This is a genomic window from Streptomyces sp. SID5469, assembly GCF_009862865.1.
Classification (GTDB): domain Bacteria; phylum Actinomycetota; class Actinomycetes; order Streptomycetales; family Streptomycetaceae; genus Streptomyces; species Streptomyces avermitilis.
Window position 1 is genome coordinate 1950050 of the sequence record NZ_WWIN01000001.1, and the last position, 22174, is coordinate 1972223.

Below are 22174 nucleotides of genomic sequence, written 5' to 3' on the forward strand. Positions count from 1 at the left end.
CGGTTCCGATGTATAGATAGACCGATGTAGAGAAAAAGTGATGTAGGGAGGGAGCGATGTACAGCGAGAGTGAGGCAGAATGCGCAGCATGCTGGAGTTGGCCATCCTCGGATTTCTGTACGACGCGCCGCTGCACGGCTACGAGCTGCGCAAACGCATCACGGCCCTGACGGGGCACGTGCGACCCATCGCCGAGAGCACGCTGTATCCCGCGATCAAGCGGCTGGAGACGGCCGGTCTGCTGAAGCGGGCGACGGAGCCGGGCTCCGTGGCGGCCCCGCGTCACGTCCTCACACTCACCGAGGACGGCAGGCGCGAGCTGCGCCGGCGGCTGGCGGAACCGGTTCAGCGCGACATCACCGACGAGAACCGCTGGTTCACGGTGCTCGCCTTCCTCAGGCACCTGGCCGACCCCACGGCTCAGGCCGCCGTCCTGCGGCGCCGACTGGCCTTCCTGGAGGAACCCGCGAGCTTCTTCTACGAGGGCGACCGGCCGCTGCGCGCGGAGGAACTCGACGACCCCTTCCGGCGCGGCATTCTCACCATCGCGCGGGCCACGAGCCGGGCCGAGCTGGACTGGCTGCGGACCACGATCGGCTCACTCGACGGGAGCGGTGGCTGACGTCCCCGAGTGCCGGACCGGACAGCCCCTCACCCCCGGCACCGGAGTGGTGCCGAGCTCGCCGACGCGGTAGCCGTTCGGATAGCCCTTGACCTCCCAGTTGCGCCGCGCGAAGTGCGGCGCCCGGCGCGGCGGCAGCAGACGCACCATCCGGCCCCGTGCCCGCACCGCGCGGCGCACCAACGCACGGGTGGCGGCGCCCGGCGGCTCGTACCGGAAGGCCCGCAGGAGCGGTTCGTCGAGCAGGGCGAACGTGGAGGTGCGCAACAGCGGCGCGAGAGGGCCGGGATACCAGGAGGTCATCAGGCCCAGCGTCGCGTCGGCGACCCGGCGCGCATCCGCGTCCCAGGCGAAATGGGCCTCTTCGTAGGTGTCGAGACAGTCCTCGAACTCCTCGTAGGTCCCTGGGATGTCCTTGATGCCCATGTGCCGCCCCAGAGTGCGGTAGTACACGGTGGTGGCGACGACCTCGTGCCGGGAGAGCCTGCGCCAGGCGTAGGCGTCGACCCACCGTCTGGGCATCACCACGAACGTGGACAGCACGTACCGCATGTCGTCGTTGCTGATGTCGTAGCTGCGGTGCATCTGGTTGATCCGGCGGATCGCGCTGCGCCCTTCCGCACCGTCGAAGCCGTGCTCGACGACGGCGTCGAGAAGCAGCGCGGTGTCGTCGTAGCGCTTCTGTGTGCGGTCCGTGAGTTCGGCCGTCTCGGCGAGCAGCCGCCCGATGCTCGGGACGGCGTACGTGCGGTACAGCGCCAGCTCCAGAGCCCGGGTGAAGTCCCATGGGAACTCGTAGGCCGCGGTCAGCCGGTAGATCTTCAGCGCGTCCTTCTCCGGGTCCATCCGACGGATCTGTTCGAGCCGCTCGAAGCGCTTCACCGTGCCGTCCCCCTTCTACCGACGAAGCTCCAACTTTACGGTGAACAGCGTCAGATGGGTGAGGGGCGACGTCAGTCGCACAGGGGGAAGGCGGCACAGATGTTCGGCAGACTCCGCACGTCCTTCAGCAGGTTTCGCAACTCCATGCGTGTGGAGGCGGCCCCGCGCGGGGGCAAGCAGAACCACAACCTGTTCGAAGCGGCCGCCGCCTATGTGGCCGCGTGCGCCGAGGACGACCAGGAGCGGATGGACGAGGCCGCGACCTGGGTGTCGCCCGAGGCGCTGTCGTTCGGGGTGAGCGAGCTGGCGTGCCGGGCCGTCATCGCGCTCGCGCGGGAACGCGACGAGTCGTCGCGGACCGTGGCGCGGACCCTCCTCGGGCTGCCCATGGCCTGACACCGTGGACGTAATGGCCGATTCGCCCCCGTCCGGCCGGATATTCACCCCTGTCCGGCCGGATATCTGCAGCTCCAGGTGTGCTTCGCAGTCGTGACAACCGGCTTCGGGTCGCATTAGGGTGCGCCGACGGACCAAGCGATGGGGAGGGTGGAATGGCCGGGACGGACGAAGAGACCGTCGCCGCCCAGGACGACGCGCTGTATGTGCTGACGGCGGTGCTGTTGACGCCCGCGAAGTTTCCCAGCGTGTTGGGTGACGACTATCCGGAAGCCTGCGCGGCGCTCGGTCTGGCGCCGCTCGCCGACGGGTACGGCCTCGTGCTCGGCCAGGACGGAGATGGCGCGCGGTGGACCGTCGTCATCGACGATGTGTCGCTGGTGGCCGTGGCCATCGCGTCATGGGACTGCGGCATGGAGTACGACCTGTCGCCCGAGGAGCACACGGTCGTCGCCGCGCTGCCCGGCTGGCCCCTGGCGGTCGCCGTCGCGGCCCCCGGTGTGCCGGCTCCGCATGATCCCTCGCCCGAGGTCACGGATCTCGAGCCGCTGCGTCCGCCGGACTGCGAGACCTGGGGTTCCGCGCAGCGGCGCCTGGGTGCGGACGAGATCGCGCTCCAGTGGGCGACCTGGCGGGGGCAGATCGGCGACGACTACTTCACGAACCGGAACGGCGAAGCGTCGGCCGAGGAACCCGTGAAAGCCGACGACGGTGACGGCAACAACGAGAACGACGCCGGCGACGACAACGTCGACAGCCGGAACACGCCGCGTCGCGGCATCCGCCGTGTCCTCGCGGAGGCGCGCTCGTACGTGGACACTCCGCCGCCGCTGGGCCGTGTCCGGTCCTCCTTCGCGCCCGGCGACGCCCGCACCCTGCGTGCGGACGGGCCCGGCTGGTCCATCGTGGCCCGGACGGACGACATCGCGTTCGTCCTGCTCGACGAGGAGCCCGGAGAGGTCCTTCCGGTGGGCCGTGGTCCCGAGCTGCCCGGCCTTCTGGAGGCACTCGACAAGATGGCGGTCCGCCCGGCCTGATCCGGGTGGACGGGTCGGCACGCGTCGCAAGGCGCCGCCCGCAGGACGGGCTGCCGGCAGGCCCGCGGGCGGCGATACGGTCGGCGCCCGTGCGCCGACGGGCTACGCACCGGGCGGACGAGTGCTCAGCGGCCGAGTTCCTTGCGCGTGACACGGCGCAGCCTGCGCCGCTGTGCGGGGTCCAGTGCCAGATACGCGGCGGCCGGCACTCCCAGGATGATCAGGAGGGCGGCCCACCAGGGAAGCCAGATCCACAGGATGAGCCCGACCACCACACCGCCGGTGGCGATCTTCGCGTTCTTCGACATGTATGTCGCCTCCTTCGCGGCCACTGCCGCTCTCTGTCCTGAGAACGGGTGCATGCTGCGCGCGGTTCCAGCTCGCGACCCTGATACAACCCTGAGAAACCTCGGCCTCCGGCTCTCGAAGGCCTCATGGGTACTGGCTCCGCAGAGGCTCGCCCACCTCGCGCATGTGGCGCAGGGCCTGCCGGTAGGAGTCGACGAGCCCGGCCTCCACGTAGGAGATACCCGTTTCGCGGCAGTGGGCGCGTACCAGGGGCTGGGCGAGGCGCAAGTGGGGGCGGGGCATGCTCGGGAACAGATGGTGCTCGATCTGGTAGTTGAGTCCGCCGAGGAACCAGTCGGTCAGCGGACCGCCCCGGACGTTGCGCGAGGTGAGGACCTGTCGGCGCAGGTGGCCCAAGCGTGTGGCGTCGGGGTCGGGCATTTCCATGCCCTTGTGGTTGGGTGCGAAGGACAGGCCCAGGTGGAGACCGAAGAGTGCCTGATGGACGGCGGCGAAGGCGAGGGCCTTGCCGGGGGACATGGAGACGAGCAGCAGGCAGGCGTAGCCGATGACGTGCGAGACCAGGAGCAGGGCCTCCACCGTCCGTTCGCGCGGCGGCTGACGGCGCAGGTCCTGGAAGCCGGACACCTTGAGGGCAATGCCTTCGAGGAGGGTGAGCGGGAAGAACAGCCAGGCCTGGTTGCGGGTGAGCCAGCGTCGGAAGCCCACCCGTTCCCTCGCCTGCTCACTGGTGAAGACCAGGACGTCGGCGGCGACGTCGGGGTCCTTGTCGATGTGGTTGGGGTTGGCGTGGTGACGGTTGTGCTTGTCGTTCCACCACGCATAGCTCATGCCGAGGAGAAGGTTGCCGTGGATCAGTCCGATGAGGCGGCTGACGGACTTGTCGCCGGTGATCTGGGAGTGACCGGCGTCGTGACCTATGAACGCGGTGCGCGTGGAGAGCACGGCGAGCACCGGGGCGAGGAGCAGCACCCACCAGGAGGTACCCATCAGCAGGACGCCCGTCACGACCGACGCCAGGGCCAGGGCGTTCAGGGCGATCTCGCGCGCGTACCAGCCGTGTCGCCGCTCCAGCAGGCCCTGCCCCTTCACGGTGCGCAACAGGGGCGCGAATTCACTGCCCGCGTGCTGTCCGGAGAGTGTGCCCGGAGGTGGCTCCGTGGCGACTGCTGCGATGTGGGGCATGGTGGGACTCCGGTCTCTCGGACAACGAGCTGACCTGATGAAACGTAGGGACAAGCGGCCGCCGGCGACCATGGCGCCACCACCCGTGTGCGTACCGGGATCTCCCCCGGCCCTTCAGGGGGGTTGACTCCACCCCCCTCCGCCCCCAACGCCAAGTGACTGCCTTCACCGCACCGGTGCCCACGCCGCGCCTGTGGAGTGCTGTACTCTCGACCACCCTGACTCAGTAGTCAAATTTGAGGAATGCGCTATCGCTGTGCAGAGGATGCCCGCGGCGACCCCCGCCGAGATCACCGAAGTGGCCCGCTGCTGTGCCGTGTTCATGCCCGCCGAACCGGCCCGCACCGGTCGCGTCGCCTTCTGGCGGCCCGACGGCGACGCACCGCCCGCCGTCGCGGGCGGCTCGGTCGAAGAGCTGACCGTCGTTCTGCCCGGCGACGAGGGTGTCGAACGGGTCGCCGTACCGGCCGTGCTGCTGTCGGTGCGTGCCGCTCTGCCGGTCCTCACGCGCGCGCGTGCTGCCGCGCACACCCACCGGGCGACCGCGTTCTGGGGCACCGCCGGAGTGCTCGCGCTGCAACTCGTGGCGCGGGGGCTGCTGCTGCCCGGCCTGACCGCCGGCGACCACGATGCGTGGCGGGCGGGTCCGCTGCGCGCCGAGGACCTGGACCGCATCCGTGACCTGGCCGCCGCGATGCCGCCCGAGGCGCACGCCGTGCCGTGGGCCGACACCGAGCCGCTGCGGCTGCCCGGCCCCGAGCCGCTGCTGCGCGCCTTCCTCGACGCGGTCGCCGACACCCTGCCCCGCTCCCCCGCCGCGCCGCTGGCGGCGGGCGGCCCGGCCTTCGCGGCGCGAGAGCCGCAGCAGGTGCCCGAACAGCGGGCCTGGGCCGCGGACGTCGCCGCCGGGCACGACGCCGGCGTACGGATCTCCCTGCGCGTCGAGGTACCGGGGCTCGCGTCGATCGCACCCGGGGAGGCGGGCTCGGCCGCGTCGCGAGCGGAAGCATCGGCCAGGCCGCAGGAGAGGTCGTCCCCGGGCCCGGAGGAGACGGCGTCGACCGGATCGGCGGCGGTGCACCCCGCCTTGCGCGCCGTACTGCAAGTGCACAGTGTGAGCGACCCCGCGCTCGTTGCGGACGCCTCCGCCGTGTGGGCCGGGGCGCGGGCCTTCGGGCCGCGCGCGCGGATGGACGTCCTGCTCGCGCTGCACCGTGCGGCCCGGGCCTGGGCGCCGCTCGCCCCGCTGCTCTCGGCCGCCGTACCGGACACGGTCGACCTCGCGGACGACGAGGCGGCCGAACTCCTCGGTGAGGGCTCCCGGATGCTGGCCGCGGCCGGTGTCGACGTGCACTGGCCCAAGGAACTCGCGCGCCCGCTGACAGCCCGGGCGGTCATCGGCCCGCCGGACGGCGGGCAGGGGAAGGACCGAGCCGCGTCGGACGTGCCGTCGTTCCTGTCCGCCGACGCGCTGCTCGCCTTCAGCTGGTGGTTCGCGCTGGGCGACCAGCAGCTCACGCGGGCGGAGCTGGACACGCTCGCCGAGGCGAACCGCCCCCTCGTGCGGCTACGCGACCAGTGGGTCCTGGTCGACCCGCGGGAGGTGCGTCGCGCCCGCGCGCAGCAGGACCGCAAGGTCACACCCATCGACGCGCTCAGCGCCGTTCTGACGGGCTCCACGGAGGTCGACGGCCGCCGGGTCGACGTCCGGGCCACGGGATGGCTCGCGGCCCTGCGGGAGCGGCTTGCGGCCCCGGAGGGGCAGGCGCCGGTCGCGCAGCCCGCCGCGCTCGCCGCGACGCTGCGGGACTATCAGCTGCGCGGCCTCGGCTGGCTGGCCCGGATGACCTCACTGGGGCTGGGCGGGTGTCTCGCCGACGACATGGGCCTGGGCAAGACGATCACCCTGATCGCCCTCCATCTGCACCGGCAGTCCGACGATTCGGCGGCCGGCCCGACGCTCGTCGTCTGCCCGACCTCCCTGATGGGCAACTGGCAGCGGGAGATCGAGCGGTTCGCGCCCGGCACGCCGGTGCGCCGCTTCCACGGCTCCGCGCGCAGCCTGGACGGGGTGGCGGACGGCGGGTTCGTACTCACCACGTACGGCACGATGCGCCTCGATGCGGAGCGGCTCGCCGAGGCGCGGTGGGGCATGGTCGTCGCGGACGAGGCACAGCACGTGAAGAACCCCTACTCGGCCACGGCCCGGGCGCTGCGCACGATCGGCGCACACGCGCGCGTGGCGCTCACCGGCACTCCGGTGGAGAACAACCTCTCCGAACTGTGGGCGATCCTCGACTGGACGACACCCGGCCTGCTCGGCACGCTCGGCAGCTTCCGCACGCGGTACGCGCAGGCAGTCGAGGGCGGCCGGGACCCCGCGGCGGCGGAGCGGCTCGCCCGGCTCCTGGGGCCGTTCCTGCTGCGGCGCCGCAAGTCGGATCCGGGTATCGCGCCGGAACTGCCGCCGAAGACCGAGACCGACCGCACCGTGTCACTCACCAAGGAGCAGGCGGGTCTCTACGAGGCGGTGGTGCGCGAGACACTCGCGGAGATCTCCGGCGCCGACAGCATGGCGCGGCGCGGCCTGATCGTGAAGCTGCTGACCGGGCTGAAGCAGATCTGCAACCACCCGGCGCAGTTCCTCAAGGAGGAGCGGCCGAACATCGCGGGCCGCTCCGGAAAGCTGGAACTGCTGGACGAGTTGCTCGACACCATCCTCTCCGAGGGGGCGGGTGTCCTGGTCTTCACGCAGTACGTGCGGATGGCCCGCCTGCTCGAACGGCACCTGGCGGCGCGCGGAGTGCCGTCGCAGTTCCTGCACGGCGGCACGCCCGTCCACGAGCGGGAGGCGATGGTGCACCGCTTCCAGGAGGGCGAAGTGCCCGTCTTCCTGCTGTCGTTGAAGGCCGCCGGAACGGGACTGAACCTGACCCGGGCGGAACACGTCGTGCACTACGACCGCTGGTGGAACCCGGCCGTCGAGGCGCAGGCCACCGACCGCGCCTACCGCATCGGCCAGACCCGGCCGGTGCAGGTGCACCGGCTGATCGCGGAGGGCACCATCGAGGACCGCATCGCCGACATGCTGCTGCGCAAGCGGGAGTTGGCCGATGCCGTGCTCGGTTCCGGGGAGTCCGCGCTGACGGAGCTGACCGATGCCCAACTGGCCGACCTGGTGGAACTGCGAGGGGGCGCACGATGAAGGACCGGGACGAGGAACGTACGTTCGCGCCGTTGCCGCCCGCACACGGGCGGGGTTTCGCCCGGACCTGGTGGGGCCAGGCCTGGTTGAGGGCCCTGGAGGACGCCGCGCTGGACTCGGAGCAGGTGAGGACGGGCCGTCGGCTCGCGCGCGCGGGCGCCGTGGGAGCCGTGTCGGTGCGCCCCGGAGGCGTCACGGCCGTCGTCCAGGACCACGACCACACCGCGCACCGCGCCGACGTACTACTCCAGGAGCTGTCCGAGGAGCAGTGGGACCGCTTCCTGGACATGACCGTCGAACGGGCCGGGCACATCGCGGCGCTGCTCGACCGTGAGATGCCGCCGCATCTGGTCGAGGACGCGGCGGCCGCCGGAGTCGAACTCCTGCCGGGCCTCGGCGATCTGGAGGCCACATGCGACTGCGACGCCTGGGACCACTGCGGGCACACCGCCGCGCTCTGCTACCAGATGGCGCGCCTGCTGGACCAGGATCCGTTTGTGCTGCTGCTGATACGGGGGCGCGGCGAGAGCGAGTTGCTCCACGCTCTCCAGGCCCGCAGCGCCGTCTCCCCTCAGGAGCCGTCGGCCCCGGACAGGCCCCTGGAGGGCGTGGACGCCGCCGAGACGTACGCGACCGGATTCCTTCTTCCTCCGCTGCCCGGGCCTCCGGAACTGCCCGCGGAGCCGGGGCTGCCGCCTTCCCTGGACACCGAGGTGCCCCCGGCGCCCGGCGTCGATCCGGACGCGCTGGGGTTCCTGGCCGCACGCGCCGCGCACGAGGCGCACCGACTGCTCGCCGAGGCCCTGCGGACGGGGCATGAACAGCACGTGGCCGAGGAGGAGTTGACGCCCGCCGAGGACGCGGTCCGGCTCGCGGCCGGCGCCCCGGGAACGACCGTCGCGGCCCGGCTCGCCGACGGTACGGGCCGTGACGGTGAAGGACTGGCGGCGGCCGTACGCGCCTGGCACTGCGGGGGCGTGGCCGCACTGGCCGTACTCGAGGACGACTGGACGGCGGAGCCGGAAGCACTCTCACGCGCGCGTGCCGCCCTGGAGTCGTCCTGGGACGAGGACGAGCGCCCCCGTCTGCGGGCGTCGGGCAACCGCTGGAGCGTGGTCGGCGGGCGGGCGCAGGTCCGTCTGGGGGCGGAGGGCCGGTGGTGGCCGTACCGAAAGGAACGTGGCCGCTGGCTGCCCGCGGGCCCGGCGGCCCAGGATCCGGCGACGGCGCTGGCGCTGGCGCTGGCAGCGACGGACGGGGAAGAAAGAGGCTGAGGAGGTGGAGGTGGAGGTGGTGCGAGCCCGGGCACGACCGGCATACGGCGGCAGGCCGCGCACACCGGCACGCCCGGCATCCGGCGCCCGCAGCCGTCTCGGCTCCGGGCGCCGCTCGGTCAGCTCACGCCTCGGCCGACTCCGCCGCCGGGGCCGCCTTGCGCAGAGTGGTGATGCACATCGTGATGGCCTGCTGGAGCTCCTCAAGGCGCTGGAGCATGTCGTCCTCGTAGATCGTGTCGAGGTCGTCGACGTCGTCGAAGGTCAGCTCCTCGAAGACCCTCGTCGCCCTCTGGAGGCTGCTGTAGAACTTCGTACGGCGCTCCTGGAGGCGCAGTTCAGGGTCGGCGGCGACCGTCTGGGCGACGAGGTCCTTCACGGTGTCGTACGCGTCCGTGGCCCACTGTCCGGCCTCTTCGTCGTCGTCCAGCTCGTCGATGAGGGACAGATGCCGCTCGGCCTCCGCCCGCAGCTCGGCGGGGGCGTCGATCGTCTGCCCGGCCGGCGTCTTGACCTGACCGTTCTCGACGATCTGGCGCACGTATCCGATGCGGTCGGCGGCCCGGGTCTCGGTGGCGACCGCCTTCTTCAGCTCGTCGGTCCTGGCGATGTCGCGCGCCAGCTCCGTCTGCAGGGCCGGGTCCTCCTTGAGCCGGTCGAGCAGCGCGGCGCGGGCCGCCTGGGCGGTGGAGGGGTCGGCGAGGATCGCGGCCCGCAGCGCGGTCGGGTTCTCGGCGACCTCCAGCGCCTTGGTCGGCCGGATGCCCTCCGCCTGGGCCGCCGCCGCGATCGCGGTCCCGCGCTCCGAGGCGGCGCTGGAGCGCGAGGTGTAGTACGACAGCCACACGTCCGCGTCCGGCAGCTCGATGTCCGCGCCGGGAACCAGCACCTCGAAGTGCGGGACGATCCCGTCGTCGGCCGCCTTGTCCCAGGCCTTGTAGTAGCGCATGACCCGCTCCGCCGAGCAGCCCGCCAGTGCGGCGAACTCCTTCGCGGACACCTTGGGCGTCTCCTCGGCCGACTGCCCGCCGGGCCGCACGCTGCGCGCCACCTTCAACGCGAACGCCCAGCCGCCGGTCCGCGCGTACACCCCGAACTCACGGGCGTCCCGGGCCACCGGCTCGGGCACGTCGAGGACAGGGGCGGAGTTCTCCGTCGCCGCGGAGCCCTCCTTCGATGCGGAGCTCTCCGTCGATGCGGAGTCCTCCATCGACGCGGAACCCTCCATGGGCGCAGCGTCACCCGACGCAGCCGCGTCACCCGACGACGCGACCTCGCTCGACGGTGCAGCGTCACCCGACGGTGCGACATCGCCGGACGCGGGTGGCTCGACCCAGAACTCCTCGTCTGCGGACGTCTCTTCGGCAGGCGGAACGGCCGCTTCGGACGGAGCGATCGTTACGGTCACAGGGGACTCTCCCAGGCGCTGGCGGACGGTACGGACGGCATGGAACCGAAGCGAGCAGCCTATATGAACCTGTTGCTACGGCTTTGCACACCTCTCCCCGGCGCCCGGCACGCGGCCCTGCCTCAGCTTCCGGCCGCAGCCGCGATGTCCAGGGCGGCGATGTACCCGAAGGTCATCGCCGGCCCGATCGTCGAGCCCGCGCCCGCATAGCTGTGCCCCATCACCGCGGCACTGGCGTTCCCCGCCGCGTACAGGCCGGGGATCACCGAGCCGTCCGCGCGCAGCACACGCGCGCGTGCGTCCGTGCGCAGGCCTCCCTTGGTGCCGAGATCCCCCGGGACGATCTTGAAAGCGTAGTACGGGGCCAGCCACAGGGGGGCCAGACAGGAGTTCGGCACGATCGCGGGGTCGGTGTAGTAGTGGTCGTACGTGCTGTCGCCGCGCTGGAAGTCGGTGTCGTCGCCGCTCAGGGCCAGGCTGTTGAACCGGTTGACGGTGGCCCGCAGGGCGGCCGCGGGCATGCCGATCCGCCCGGCGAGGGCGTCCAGGGTCCAGGCCTTGTGCGCGGCGCCGGAGTCGTACCAGGAGCCGGGGAACGCGAGCGTCGGCGCGACGTCCTTGAAGAGGTAGCGGTTGCGGTAGTTCTGGTCGACGATCAGCCAGGCCGGGATGTCCGGGGCGGTCGGGTTCCGCTCGTACATGGTGTGGACGACGTCGCTGTAGGGGGCGGCTTCGTTGACGAACCGCGCTCCGGCGGCGTTGACGAGGAGGCCGCCGGGCAGGGTGCGTTCGGCAAGACAGAAGTAGGGCTGGTCGGGCAGCGGGATCGTCGGTCCCCACCAGGCGTCGTCCATCAGGTCGAGCGCGGCGCCAGCCCGCTCGCCGGCCCGGATGCCGTCGCCGGTGTTCTCCTTGGCGCCCACGGTCCACGCGGTGCCGATGGGTTGGCGCTGGTACTGGTCGCGCATGGCCGCGTTGTGCTCGAACCCGCCGGAGCCGACGACGACCCCGTGCCGGGCCCTGACCAGACCGGCCGAGCCGCCCTTGGCCACCACTGCCCCGGTGACCGTCCCGTTCTCCCGGTACAGATCGGTCAGCGGGGTGTTCAGCCACACCGGCACCTGGGCGGCGAGCAGGCCGGCGCGCAGACCCGCGGCCAGCGACTGCCCCATGGTGAGGGGCTTCTGGCCGAGGAGGGCCGCCTTGGTCCCGCGGGCCAGGCATTCCGCGGCGACGGCGAGGCCCTTGGCGCTGACCGCGGACAGGGTGAGCCACTTGTAGTCGGCGCTGAAGACGACCATGCCGGCCGGGACGGCCATGTACGACGGGTTCAGGTGGGCGAGTTCGGCGCCGAGGATGTTCCCGTCGAGCTGGTCGGGTTCGATGGAGCGGCCGTTCGGCAGCCCGCCGGAGAGCTCGGGGTAGTAGTCGCTGTACCCCTCCATCCAGCGGAAGCGGAGCGGGCTGTTCGCCATGACGAAGGAGATCATGGCGGGTCCGTGGCCGAGGAAGGCGCGCTGCCGGTCGGCGGAGACGTCGGGCCCGACGACCGCCGCGAGGTAGGCGGCGGCCTTCGCCGGGGTGTCGGGGACGCCCGCGGCGAGGATGACGGGGTTGTTCGGAATCCAGATGCCCGCGCCGGACCGCGCCGCCGAGCCCCCGAAGGTGGCCGCCTTCTCCACGACGACGCAGCTCAGCCCCTGCTTCGCGGCCGTCAGCGCGGCGGTCATACCGGCCGCCCCGGAGCCGATCACGACGACGTCGTACGTGCCGAGGAGGGGCAGGTCGGCCGCGTCGGCGGCGCCGCCGACACCGGGGAGCCCGGCCGCGAGCGCAAGCCCCGCACCCGTCCCGCCGAGCACGCGGCGCCGCGACGGGCCGACCGCGGAGAGGGATTCGATACGTCTCGCAGGGTCCGCACTTGTGGACATGGCAGGTCGCTCCTGTGTGGCGAGGGAACGTGGGGTCGTGCGCCGCCCAGGACCATGACCAACCCTGGACGCAAGGATTCTGATGGAGAGTCAGGAATGTCGCGCGAGGGTCTTGTGAAGTCAAGGGCGTCAGCGCGTCGGACCTTGGGGCGGCCGGTTGTCCCCGTGCGGCCGATTGTCAGTGGCTCCTGGCACGATCTCCGGCATGGGAGTTCGCTACGACTACTTCGCCGCTGCCGACGACGCCGGGGCCCTGGCCCGCCTTCACGGGGACCTGGGGGCGGTCGACGACGAGTTCGGCCTGACGGGTCTCAAGGGAGCGGACCCGGATCTCATCCTCGGGCCGGTCGAAGCGGGCCTCACCGGGCGTTCCGTGGCGGAGGTGGAGGACGACCCGCGTTTTACGCGCCTGATCAGTGATCCGCAGGCCGAGGACCGTTGCCTGGTCACTCTCACCGGGACATTGCGTGATGCCCTGGCCGGGGCGCGGCCGGAGCGCCTGGGGCAGACCGCCATGACGGTGGTGTCCGGCCCCGAGGACTCGGCGGGCTGGGACGCGGACCTGCTCGCCGACTTCCTTCAGCGGCTGGCCGAGCTGAGCAGGCACGCGCGCGTGACGCACCAACAGCTCTACTGCCTCATATCGTTGTGAGTGGCGGTGCCCGTGACGGCTTGATGTCCTCGGCGATATCGATACCGGCAGCCCGTGGGCCACCGGTATCACCGAGCCTGTCGGTCAGTGACCGCTGATGGCCCTGGGTACGTACGGCTGCTCCAACTGCTCGATCTCCTTCTCGGACAATTCCAGGTCGAGCGCGGCGACCGCGTCGTCGAGATGCGCCGGCTTGGTGGCGCCGACGATCGGTGCCGTCACCGCGCGTTGGTGCAGCAGCCAGGCGAGGGCGACCCGGGCCCGCGGCACACCACGGTCGGCGGCGATCCGGGCCACGGCGTCGACGATCTCGTCGTCGCCCTGCCGGTACAGGGTCTTGCCGAACTCGTCGGTCCGGCTGCGGGCGGTGGTGACGTCGCGATCCCGCGTGAGACGGCCCCGAGCCAACGGGCTCCAGGGCAGCACGCCGACCCCCTGGTCCTCGCACAGCGGCAGCATCTCGCGCTCCTCTTCTCGGTAGAGGAGGTTGTAGTGGTTCTGCATGGAGACGAACCGCGTCCAGCCGTTCAGCCGGGCGGTGTACTGGGCCTTGGAGAACTGCCAGGCGTACATCGAACTGGCCCCGACATAACGGGCCTTGCCCGCCTTGACCACGTCATGCAGGGCCTCCATCGTCTCCTCGACGGGGGTGGTCGGATCCCAGCGGTGGATCTGGTACAGGTCGACGTAGTCGGTCCCCAAGCGGCGCAGGCTGTTGTCGATCTCCGTCATGATCGCCTTGCGGGACAGGCCGTGGCCGTTGGGTCCTTCGTGCATGCTGCCGTTGACTTTGGTCGCGAGGACGATCTCCTCACGGCGTGCGAAGTCCGCCAGGGCACGGCCGACGATCTCCTCGCTGGTGCCGTCGGAGTAGACGTTCGCCGTGTCGAAGAAGTTGATCCCGGCCTCCAGCGCCTGCCGGATCAGCGGCCGCGAGGCCTCCTCGTCGAGGGTCCACTCGTGGGGCCCACGGTCGGGAAGGCCGAAACTCATGCAGCCCACGCAGATCCGGGACACATCCAGGCCCGTCGAACCGAGCTTCACAAACTGCATGCGCACTCCTGCTCTCGCCGGGAACGGGCTTGCCACGCCCAGCCCGACGGTACCCGGGGAACACCCACGCGGCATCCCCGTACGCGGCCATCACCAGCCAACTTCCGTTCCTGTCAGCCCAGTTGTCGACAGGCACCGACCAACCGGTGAATTCCGCCGACGTCGAGGCCGCGGACACGCCGGCATGTCCGCTCCCCAAAAAACGCGCCCTCACCCAAATGGCCCAGTAAATCCATTACGCACCTAATCAAACGATTAAGCTCGGTCCGGATCCATAAGGGCGAGCATCCCTCTGGCTGGCGCTTCCAGCTGATGCCTGATGTCTGACACCTGACACCTGACACCTGACACCTGACACCTCTGCACCCTCTCGGGCGGCACCCGTTCCGCATGGAAGGAACCTCCTCATGGCTCATGGCATTTCCCTCCACATCGGACTCAACGGCGTCGACCGCACCAAATACGGTGGGTGGGACGGCAAGCTCATCGCCTGCGAGAACGACGCACGCGACATGGAACAGCTCGCCAAGGAAGCCGGGATCAAAGAGCGCACAACGCTGCTCACCCCCGAGGCGACGGTCGACAACATCACCGCTGAGCTGCGCAAGGCGGCGAAGGTCCTCACAGCCGGCGACCTCCTGCTCTTCAGCTACTCGGGCCACGGCGGGCAGGTACCCGACCTCAATGGCCCCGAGGACGAGTCGGACCGGCTCGACGAGACCATGTGTTTCTTCGACCGGGAGTACATCGACGACGAGCTGTACAAGGAATTCGAGGGATTCGCCGAGGGCGTTCGGATTCTCTGCTTCCTTGACTGCTGCCACAGCGGCAGTGGCATCAGGGTGCGAGAAATTCTCTCGCCGGAGGCCATGGAAGAACAGTTCCAGACGACCGACCCCAACCAGGTCGAGACAACGGCCAGGATCATGCCCCTGGACATGCAGGCTGAGATGTACGACCGGAACAAGGAGTTCTTCGACGACATCCAGCGCAAGCTCAACGCCAAGGACAACCGCGACCTCGGCGCGACCGCCCTGCTCATCTCGGCCTGCCAGGACAATCAGCTGGCAGCCGACGGCCTGCGTAACGGTCTGTTCACCGCGACCGTGCTTCAGGTCTGGAACGGCGGCAAGTTCACGGGCGGGTACAAGGCGTTTCACCGCGAGATCCTCAAGCAGATGCCGGCCATCCAGAGCCCGAATCTGTTCATCACCGGCCGGGCCAACAACCGGTTCATCACGGAGCGGCCTTTCACGCTCTGAGAGATCGGGCGAGAAAATGACCGAGAGCCCCGCCTCACCGAAGTGAGACGGGGCTCTGATCTACGACTATGAGTGAACCTCTAGTCGGGACGACAGGATTTGAACCTGCGACCCCTTGACCCCCAGTCAAGTGCGCTACCAAGCTGCGCCACGTCCCGATGCGCTTCCCGCGGTGATCTGCGTGAGCGCGCTGACAGAACTTTACCCCACGTCGGGGGGTGTCCCGAAGGGGGCGCAGGGCGCGGGACAATTGCGGTATGAACGGGACATCCGAAGTACATGCGGACGGCGGGCGGGACCGGGACGCGGAGGGGCGGGCGCGGAACGCCAGGCCGCGGGACGGGCTGGGCCGGCCTCTCCCCTACGGGGTGGACGGGGTGGCGCGCCAGCCGGAAGGCGTCGTACGCAGCCCCATGGACACCGTCACCGAGGCGCAGGCCCTGCTGGACGCCGGGAAGCCCTTCCATGCCCACGAGGTGTTCGAGGACGCCTGGAAGTCCGGGCCCGAGGAGGAGAGCGGCCTGTGGCGCGGCCTGGCCCAGCTCGCCGTGGGCCTCACACACGCGGCCCGGGGGAATACGACAGGCGGCGCCCGGCTGCTTCGGCGCGGCGCGGGTGCCGTCGAGGAGTGGGCCTCGCGGGCGGGTCGGGACCGGCCCTACGGCATGGACCTGACGGACGTCGTCGCCTGGGCGCGGGACTTGGCCGCGGACGTGGAACGCGACGAGGAGGCCATCGACGCGGGGGCGTCGGCGCCACGGTTGCGGGGGAGCACGCCCCGGTAGACGAGTGCGGATGCGGATGCGGTGCGCGGACTGTCAGTGGCGTGCGGCAGACTCGGGGCGTGCGAAAGATTCTTGTCATCGGTATCGGTGCGGGCGACCCCGACCAGCTGACCTTGCAGGCGGTCAAGGCGCTGAGGAGCACGGACGTGTTCTTCATCCTGGACAAGGGCGAGGTGAAGTCGGACCTCGTCCAGCTCCGCCGTGACATGCTCGACGCGCACATACAGGAGGGGACGTACCGGCTGGTCGAGGCGCGTGACCCCGAGCGCGACCGGGCCGCCGGCGGCGCCGCGTACTCCCCCGCCGTCGGGGACTGGCGCAGCGCCCGCGCCGAGATCTACGAGCGGCTCATCACCGACGAGCTGGGCGAGGACGAGTGCGGGGCGTTCCTCGTGTGGGGCGACCCCGCGCTGTACGACAGCACGCTCGGCATTCTGGAGGAGATCCTGGAGCGGGGCGCGGTGGCGTTCTCGTACGACGTCGTGCCCGGCATCAGCAGCGTCTCCGCGCTCGTGGCCAAGCACCGCACCGGGCTCAACCGGGTCGCGCGGCCGGTCCAGATCACCACGGGCCGGCGCCTCGCGGAGGGCTTCCCCGAGGATGTCGACGACGTGGTGGTGATGCTCGACGCCCACCAGACCTTCCGGCGGTACGCCGACCAGGACATCGACATCTACTGGGGCGCGTACATAGGCACGCCGGACGAGATCCTCGCCTCCGGCCCCATCGCGGAGGCGGCCCCTCGCATCGAGCTGCTGCGCGCGGAGGCCCGGGAGCGGAAGGGCTGGATCATGGACACGTACTTGCTGCGCAGGCATCCGCGGGATTAGGGGACCCGGTGGGCAGTGGCCGGCCCACGCCGGCCTCGGGCTGATCGGCGCTCGCCGCCGCATACCTCCGGAGGTTCTGGTGCCGGTCTTCGACCGCGTGGTCGAGGAGGAGCTGTCCGGCCCCCGTCGGCTCCCTCTTCCGTACCTGGCCAACGGCACGTCCACCTGGACATCGGCGCCGGCCTCGGGCGAATCCGGCCGAGGGCGGCGCGGGAAGCCGCTCCACAGTCCGGCGAGGCGGCGAATACGGGCGTGCTCGCCGCCACGCGTCCTTGTCATACTCCTGCCATGTCCGCCGCCCCGACCCGTTTCCGGGATCTCCGCGCCACGAAGTACGACTTCGTGGACTCGGTTCTGGTCCGCTGCCCCCGCTGCGAGCGCATCGCCCATGTCGAGCGGCGGCCGGATCCCGACGGGCAGGCCACCTCGGGGATGCTCGGGGCGAGGCGGCTCGTCTGCCGTGCCTGCGGGTACGCGCGGACGTGGCAGGGCAGGTCGGTGATGTTCTCCGGCAGCTCGGCCGCCCCGGCCCGCGATCCGTATTTCCGCGCCCCGCTCTGGCTGCAGACCGGGACACGCCACGGACGGCTGTGGGCGTACAACCTCGAACAGCTCGACTACCTCGGGCGGTTCGTCGGCGCGCCGCTGCGGGAGCGGGCGCCCTGGTACGACACCGGGCAGAAGATGACGTACGTGGCCCGCCTGCCCGCATGGATCAAGAGCGCCAAGAACCGCGACGAGGTGCTGCGCGCCATCGACCGGCTCCGCGTCTGTGTCACGGCAGGCTGAGGCCGAGCCGAGCCAGCGCTCCGGCGACGTCCGGGACGGCGGTCACGCCCTCCGGCAGCGGCGGGCGGCGTACGACGACGACCGGCAGCCCGAGTTCCCGCGCGGCGGTGAGTTTCGCCGCGGTCGCCGCTCCCCCGCTGTCCTTCGTCACGAGGACGTCGACGCGGTGCTCGCGCAGCAGCCCGAGTTCGTCGGCCACCGTGAACGGTCCCCGCGCCAGCACCACCTCCGTGTCCGGCGGCATCGGCGGCTCGGGCGACTCCACCGAACGGACGACGAAGTGCAGTTCGGCCTGGTGCGCGAAGGCCGCGAGGCCGAGGCGGCCCGTGGTGAGGAACACGCGGCGGCCGAGTTCCGGCAGGAGGTCCGCAGCCGCCGGGAGTGAAGCGACCGCGTGCCAGCGGTCCCCGGGCCCCGGCCGCCAGCCCGGCCGGCGCAGGACGACCGCCGGCACTCCGGTCGCCGCCGCGGCCCGGGCCGCGTTCGCCGTGATGCCCGCGGCGAAGGGGTGCGTGGCGTCGACGACCGCGTCGACACGGTGCTCGCCCAGCCACGCGGCCAGCCCCTGCGCCCCGCCGAACCCACCGATGCGTACGTCCCCTTCCACCGTCCCGGGCCGGGAGACACGCCCCGCCAGCGACGTGGTCACGCGCACACCGGGGCGCGGTGCGAGCGACGCAGCGAGTTCACGTGCCTCGGTGGTGCCGCCGAGGACCAGGACGTGCAGGGACATGCCGTCGACTCTAGAGCTGTCTCAGCGCAGCAGGAGCTGGGCCCCTCCCACCACGGTCGCCGCGATCACGAGCTGTTCGAACAGCCGCTGGTTGATGCGGTTCACCGCCCACTTGCCGATGAGGGCGCCCGGTACGACGAAGACGGCGAGTGCCGCGTCCAGCAGCAGTGAGTGGCCGTCGATCAGACCGAGGCCCACGCTGAAGGGCACCTTGGACACGTTGACGATGAGGAAGAAGAACGCCGAGGTGCCCAGGAAGCCGAGCTTCCGGAAGCCCGCGGAGAGGAGATACAGGGACATCACCGGGCCGCCCGCGTTCGCGACCATCGTGGTGAAGCCGCCGAGGACACCGTACGAGCGGGCCTTGATCCGGCCCGTGCGCGTGGCCACCGCCTCCGGTTCCCCGGTCCTGTCCGCAGTCCGTCGGCGCCAGACCGTGACCGCCGCCATCAGCAGCAGGATCGCGCCGATCGACGTCCGTACGATCCCGTCGTCCGCCCACACCAGGAACAGTGTGCCGAACACGACGCCCGCCGCGACGGCCGGGAACAGCCGCCACAGCGTGGGCCAGTGGGCGTGCCGCCGGTAGGTGAGGACCGCGAGGACGTCACCGACGATCAGGATGGGCAGGAGTACGCCGGTGGAGGCGCGGGCGGGCAGGACGGCCGCGAAGATCGCGAGACTGACCGTGTTGGCCCCGCTCACAGCGGTCTTCGAGAAGCCGACGAGCAGGGCCGCGGCGGCGAGGGCGGCGAACTCCCACGGGGTTATGTGCCAAAGCGTCATCGTGTTCATGCGGGGACCGATGCTATGTCCACGGGTCTCGCCGCGTCTCGCCGCGTCAGGAGCGTCTCGACAGGTGATCGTCGACCATCGGCCCACGCACATCACCGCATGTCATTGTGCGTACCGCACCCTCAGCTCCCGCTTGAGGATCTTCATGCTCGGGCCCAGCGGCAGGGCGTCCGTGAACTCGACGCGCCGCGGGTACTTGTGCCGCCCCAGATGCTCCTTCGACCACTCGGTGATCTCGGCGGCCTCCGGGACGGCGCCCGTGGCGCGTACGACGACCGCGCACACCTCTTCGCCGTGCAGCTCGTCCGGCAGTCCGATCACGGCGGCCTGGGCGACGCCGGGGTGGCGCAGGAGCACCTCCTCGACCTCCCTCGGGTAGACGTTGTAGCCGCCGCGGATGATGACGTCCTTCTTGCGGTCGACGATCCGCAGGAAGCCCTCGTCGTCCTTGGTGCCGAGGTCGCCGGTGCGCAGCCAGCCGTCGACGAGCGTCTCGGCGGTGGCTTCGGGGCGGCCGAGGTAACCGGAGAAGACGTTGTGGCCCCGGACGACGACCTCGCCCAGCTCGCCGGGCGGCAGCAGTTCGACGCGTCCTTCGACCTCGGCACGCGCGATCTCGACGTCCACGCCCCACAGCGGGTGCCCGATGGTGCCCGCCCTGGTGCCGAAAACGGGCTGGTTCACGGTCGCGGTCGGCGAGGTCTCCGACAGCCCGTACCCCTCGTAGATCTTCGCGCCGAACGCCTCCTCGAAGCGTTCCAGTACGGCGAGTGGCAGCGAGGCGCCGCCCGACACGCAGACGCGCAGCTCGGGCAGCGCGTCCATGGCTGCGGCGGCGCCCGCCAGGGCGACGAACATCGTCGGGACACCGTGGAACGTGTTCACCCCCTCCTTCACCATCAGCTCGATCGCGCGCGCCGCGTCGAAGCGCGGGAGCAGGACGAGCGTCGCGCCCGCGCGCCAGGTGGAGTTCATGGAGACCGTCTGGCCGAAGGCGTGAAACAGCGGGAGAGCGCCGAGGGCGACGTCGTCGGGGCGGATGTCGTTGGCGTCGAAGGCGTTGACGGTCGCGTTCATGACCAGGTTGAAGTGGCTGAGCACGGCGCCCTTGGGGACGCCGGTGGTTCCGCTGGTGTAGAACACGACGGCCGGGTCGTCCGCCGCGCGGGTGACGTACGAGGGCAGCGGCTCGGCGATCCTGGCCAGCTTCTCGAACTCGGCGCCCAGCGTGATGACTTGGACGCCGACGGCCTGAGCGGCGGCCGTACCGGTCTCGGCCTGCGCGGGGTGGCACAGGAGCAGTGTGGCGCCACTGTCCTTCAGGACGTGCTCGACCTCGGACGCCGACAACAGGAGATGGACCGGGACGACCACACCGCCGGCCGCGGCGATCGCGTAGTAGGCGTGGGGGAAGTCGGCGGTGTTGGGCGCCATGAGCGCCACCCGGTCCCCCGGCCGTACGCCGAGACCGACGAGGGCGCCGGCCTGGGCGCGGGCGCGCTGCCACACCTCGGCGAAGGTGAGGCGCAGCTCGCCCTCGACGAGCGCCGTCTTCTCGGGGCGGCGGCGGGCGTTCTCGGCGAGGATCGCGGCGAGGGAGAGGGTGGCGGCCATGGACGAGGGGCTCCGTTTCCTTGCTGGTGCGGCGGTGAACCAGAGGGAGGACTCAGCGGTGGTGCTCAGTCATGCGCGACAAAGAACGTGGCGGTGCTCAGTCACGCGCGACAAAGAACGTAGTGGCGCTCAGTGGCGTTCGACGAGGATCGCACTGCCCTGCCCGACCCCGACGCACATCGTGGCCAGGCCGCGGGCCGCGCCGGTGCGGCGCATGCGGTGGAGCAGCGTGGTGAGGATGCGGGCGCCCGAGCAGCCGAGCGGGTGACCGAGGGCGATGGCGCCGCCGGTGGGGTTGACGAGCTCCGGGTCGATGCCGAGGCGGTCCACGCAGGCGAGGGCCTGGGCGGCGAACGCCTCGTTGAACTCGGCCTCTTCGATGTCGCCGATCGTCCAGCCGACGCGAGCCAGGGCCTTCTCGGTCGCGGGCACGGGGCCGATACCCATGACGTCGGGATGGACACCGGCCGAGGCGCCGGCGACGTACTGTCCCAGGGACTCCAGACCCAGCTCGTTCAGGGCCTCCTCGCTGACGAGGAGGAGTCCGGCCGCTCCGTCGTTCATCGGCGAGGCATTGCCGGCGGTGACGGTGCCGCCCTGGCGGAACACCGGCTTGAGACGGGACAGCTTCTCGTACGAGGTGTCCTCGCGTACGCACTCGTCGTCGGCGACGACCACGCCGTCGGGCCGGGTGACGGGCAGCAGCTCGTCGTCGAAGTACCCGTTCTTGCGGGCGTCCGCGGCGCGCCGGTGACTGCGCAGCGCGAACTCGTCCTGGCGTTCGCGCGGGACCGCGTACCGTTCGGCGACCTCCTCGGCGGTCTCACCCATGGAGAGCAGGCCGTGCAGTTCCTTCATGGCCGGGTTGACCAGGCGCCAGCCGAGCCGGGTGTCGACGGTCTCGATGCGGTGCGGCAGGGCCTCGTCCGGGCGGGGCAGCACGAAGGGGGCGCGGCTCATGGACTCGGAGCCGCCCGCGAGCACGATGTCGGCCTCGCCGGCGGCGATCGTGCGGGCGGCCGTGGTCACCGCCTCCAGACCGGAGGCACAGAGCCGGTTGACCGTGGCGCCGGGCACCGACTCGGGCAGCCCGGCGAGGAGGGCGGCCATGCGGGCGACATTGCGGTTGTCCTCGCCGGCCTGGTTGGCCGCGCCCCAGTACACGTCGTCGATACGGGCCGGGTCGAGCCCGGGCAGGTCGGCGATCAGACCGCGTATCACCGTCGCCGCGAGGTCGTCGGGCCGCACGACGGACAGGGCGCCGCGCAGCTTGCCGATGGGGGTGCGGCGAGCTGCCGCGAAGTGGACGGGACGCACGACCTGACTCCTGACCGAATTCGATCCACGGCAGGTGCACCGCCCGCCGTCGGTTAATTAGCACTGCTAGTTTTCGACTATAGCCCCCCGGCCGT

20 protein-coding genes and 1 tRNA gene are annotated in these 22174 nt (G+C 71.0%); 10 read left to right on the forward strand and 11 right to left on the reverse strand.

Annotated elements, in window-relative coordinates:
* The first annotated feature begins 88 nt into the window (after positions 1-88).
* Positions 89-622 (forward strand): PadR family transcriptional regulator, encoded by a 534-nt coding sequence (locus GTY58_RS08400; RefSeq protein ID WP_037646190.1) that lies wholly within the window; start codon positions 89-91, stop codon positions 620-622.
* On the opposite strand, the gene GTY58_RS08405 is transcribed toward GTY58_RS08400, so the two are convergent.
* Positions 599-1504, reverse strand: a complete 906-nt coding sequence (locus GTY58_RS08405; protein WP_010983026.1) for an oxygenase MpaB family protein — start codon at positions 1502-1504, stop codon at positions 599-601. The two genes, GTY58_RS08400 and GTY58_RS08405, sit on opposite strands and share 24 nt — an antisense overlap.
* Positions 1505-1603: 99 nt before the next feature.
* Here GTY58_RS08405 and GTY58_RS08410 point away from each other — a divergent pair, with 99 nt between their 5' ends.
* Together GTY58_RS08410 and GTY58_RS08415 are read left to right on the forward strand one after the other, a co-directional pair.
* Positions 1604-1900 carry a hypothetical protein gene (locus GTY58_RS08410; RefSeq protein WP_037645902.1) on the forward strand — a complete coding sequence of 99 codons (297 nt, stop codon included), beginning with the start codon at positions 1604-1606 and terminating at the stop codon, positions 1898-1900.
* Positions 1901-2055: 155 nt separating this feature from the next.
* Positions 2056-2937, forward strand: a complete 882-nt coding sequence (locus GTY58_RS08415) for a hypothetical protein (protein WP_010983028.1) — start codon at positions 2056-2058, stop codon at positions 2935-2937.
* Between the two features lie 125 nt (positions 2938-3062).
* Here the strand turns inward: GTY58_RS08415 and GTY58_RS08420 are convergent, their stop codons facing one another.
* Both GTY58_RS08420 and GTY58_RS08425 read right to left on the reverse strand, forming a co-directional pair.
* Entirely contained in the window at positions 3063-3245 is a 183-nt protein-coding gene (locus GTY58_RS08420; RefSeq protein WP_037646188.1) for a hypothetical protein, read from the reverse strand.
* Between the two features lie 124 nt (positions 3246-3369).
* Positions 3370-4431 carry an acyl-CoA desaturase gene (locus GTY58_RS08425; protein WP_010983030.1) on the reverse strand — a complete coding sequence of 354 codons (1062 nt, stop codon included), beginning with the start codon at positions 4429-4431 and terminating at the stop codon, positions 3370-3372.
* 265 nt (positions 4432-4696) lie between these two features.
* Here GTY58_RS08425 and GTY58_RS08430 point away from each other — a divergent pair, with 265 nt between their 5' ends.
* Complete coding sequence (locus GTY58_RS08430; RefSeq protein ID WP_010983031.1) at positions 4697-7636, forward strand: DEAD/DEAH box helicase; 2940 nt, start codon at positions 4697-4699, stop codon at positions 7634-7636.
* Complete coding sequence (locus GTY58_RS08435; RefSeq protein WP_010983032.1) at positions 7633-8910, forward strand: hypothetical protein; 1278 nt, start codon at positions 7633-7635, stop codon at positions 8908-8910. The genes GTY58_RS08430 and GTY58_RS08435 overlap by 4 nt, the downstream gene beginning before the upstream one ends.
* 124 nt (positions 8911-9034) lie before the next feature.
* On the opposite strand, the gene GTY58_RS08440 is transcribed toward GTY58_RS08435, so the two are convergent.
* Entirely contained in the window at positions 9035-10318 is a 1284-nt protein-coding gene (locus GTY58_RS08440) for a hypothetical protein (RefSeq protein ID WP_010983033.1), read from the reverse strand.
* Positions 10319-10440: 122 nt separating this feature from the next.
* Complete coding sequence (gene kstD, locus GTY58_RS08445) at positions 10441-12249, reverse strand: 3-oxosteroid 1-dehydrogenase (protein WP_042492867.1); 1809 nt, start codon at positions 12247-12249, stop codon at positions 10441-10443.
* Between the two features lie 205 nt (positions 12250-12454).
* Here kstD and GTY58_RS08450 point away from each other — a divergent pair, with 205 nt between their 5' ends.
* Complete coding sequence (locus tag GTY58_RS08450) at positions 12455-12901, forward strand: hypothetical protein (protein ID WP_048894399.1); 447 nt, start codon at positions 12455-12457, stop codon at positions 12899-12901.
* 84 nt (positions 12902-12985) lie between these two features.
* Here the strand turns inward: GTY58_RS08450 and GTY58_RS08455 are convergent, their stop codons facing one another.
* Complete coding sequence (locus GTY58_RS08455; protein ID WP_010983036.1) at positions 12986-13954, reverse strand: aldo/keto reductase; 969 nt, start codon at positions 13952-13954, stop codon at positions 12986-12988.
* A 407-nt stretch (positions 13955-14361) separates the two neighbouring features.
* Between GTY58_RS08455 and GTY58_RS08460 the strand changes: the two genes are divergently transcribed.
* Positions 14362-15216 (forward strand): caspase family protein, encoded by an 855-nt coding sequence (locus GTY58_RS08460; protein ID WP_010983037.1) that lies wholly within the window; start codon positions 14362-14364, stop codon positions 15214-15216.
* Between the two features lie 84 nt (positions 15217-15300).
* Here the strand turns inward: GTY58_RS08460 and GTY58_RS08465 are convergent.
* A tRNA-Pro gene (locus GTY58_RS08465) sits at positions 15301-15374 on the reverse strand.
* Between the two features lie 99 nt (positions 15375-15473).
* On the opposite strand from GTY58_RS08465, the gene GTY58_RS08470 reads away from it, so the two are divergent.
* From GTY58_RS08470 to GTY58_RS08480, 3 genes are all read left to right on the forward strand, one after another.
* Complete coding sequence (locus GTY58_RS08470; protein WP_037645900.1) at positions 15474-16001, forward strand: DUF309 domain-containing protein; 528 nt, start codon at positions 15474-15476, stop codon at positions 15999-16001.
* Positions 16002-16060: 59 nt separating this feature from the next.
* Entirely contained in the window at positions 16061-16831 is a 771-nt protein-coding gene (gene cobF / locus GTY58_RS08475; RefSeq protein WP_010983039.1) for a precorrin-6A synthase (deacetylating), read from the forward strand.
* 288 nt (positions 16832-17119) lie between these two features.
* Positions 17120-17620 (forward strand): hypothetical protein, encoded by a 501-nt coding sequence (locus GTY58_RS08480; protein ID WP_037645898.1) that lies wholly within the window; start codon positions 17120-17122, stop codon positions 17618-17620.
* On the opposite strand, the gene GTY58_RS08485 is transcribed toward GTY58_RS08480, so the two are convergent.
* From GTY58_RS08485 to GTY58_RS08500, 4 genes are all read right to left on the reverse strand, one after another.
* On the reverse strand, positions 17607-18353 hold the full coding sequence (locus GTY58_RS08485; protein WP_010983040.1) for a cobalt-precorrin-6A reductase: 747 nt from the start codon (positions 18351-18353) through the stop codon (positions 17607-17609). The two genes, GTY58_RS08480 and GTY58_RS08485, sit on opposite strands and share 14 nt — an antisense overlap.
* A gap of 21 nt (positions 18354-18374) precedes the next feature.
* On the reverse strand, positions 18375-19148 hold the full coding sequence (locus GTY58_RS08490) for a sulfite exporter TauE/SafE family protein (RefSeq protein ID WP_010983041.1): 774 nt from the start codon (positions 19146-19148) through the stop codon (positions 18375-18377).
* Between the two features lie 102 nt (positions 19149-19250).
* Positions 19251-20762: a long-chain fatty acid--CoA ligase gene (locus GTY58_RS08495; RefSeq protein WP_010983042.1), complete on the reverse strand. Its 1512-nt coding sequence runs from the start codon at positions 20760-20762 to the stop codon at positions 19251-19253.
* Between the two features lie 129 nt (positions 20763-20891).
* Positions 20892-22079, reverse strand: a complete 1188-nt coding sequence (locus GTY58_RS08500) for a thiolase family protein (RefSeq protein ID WP_010983043.1) — start codon at positions 22077-22079, stop codon at positions 20892-20894.
* Positions 22080-22174 lie beyond the last annotated feature (95 nt).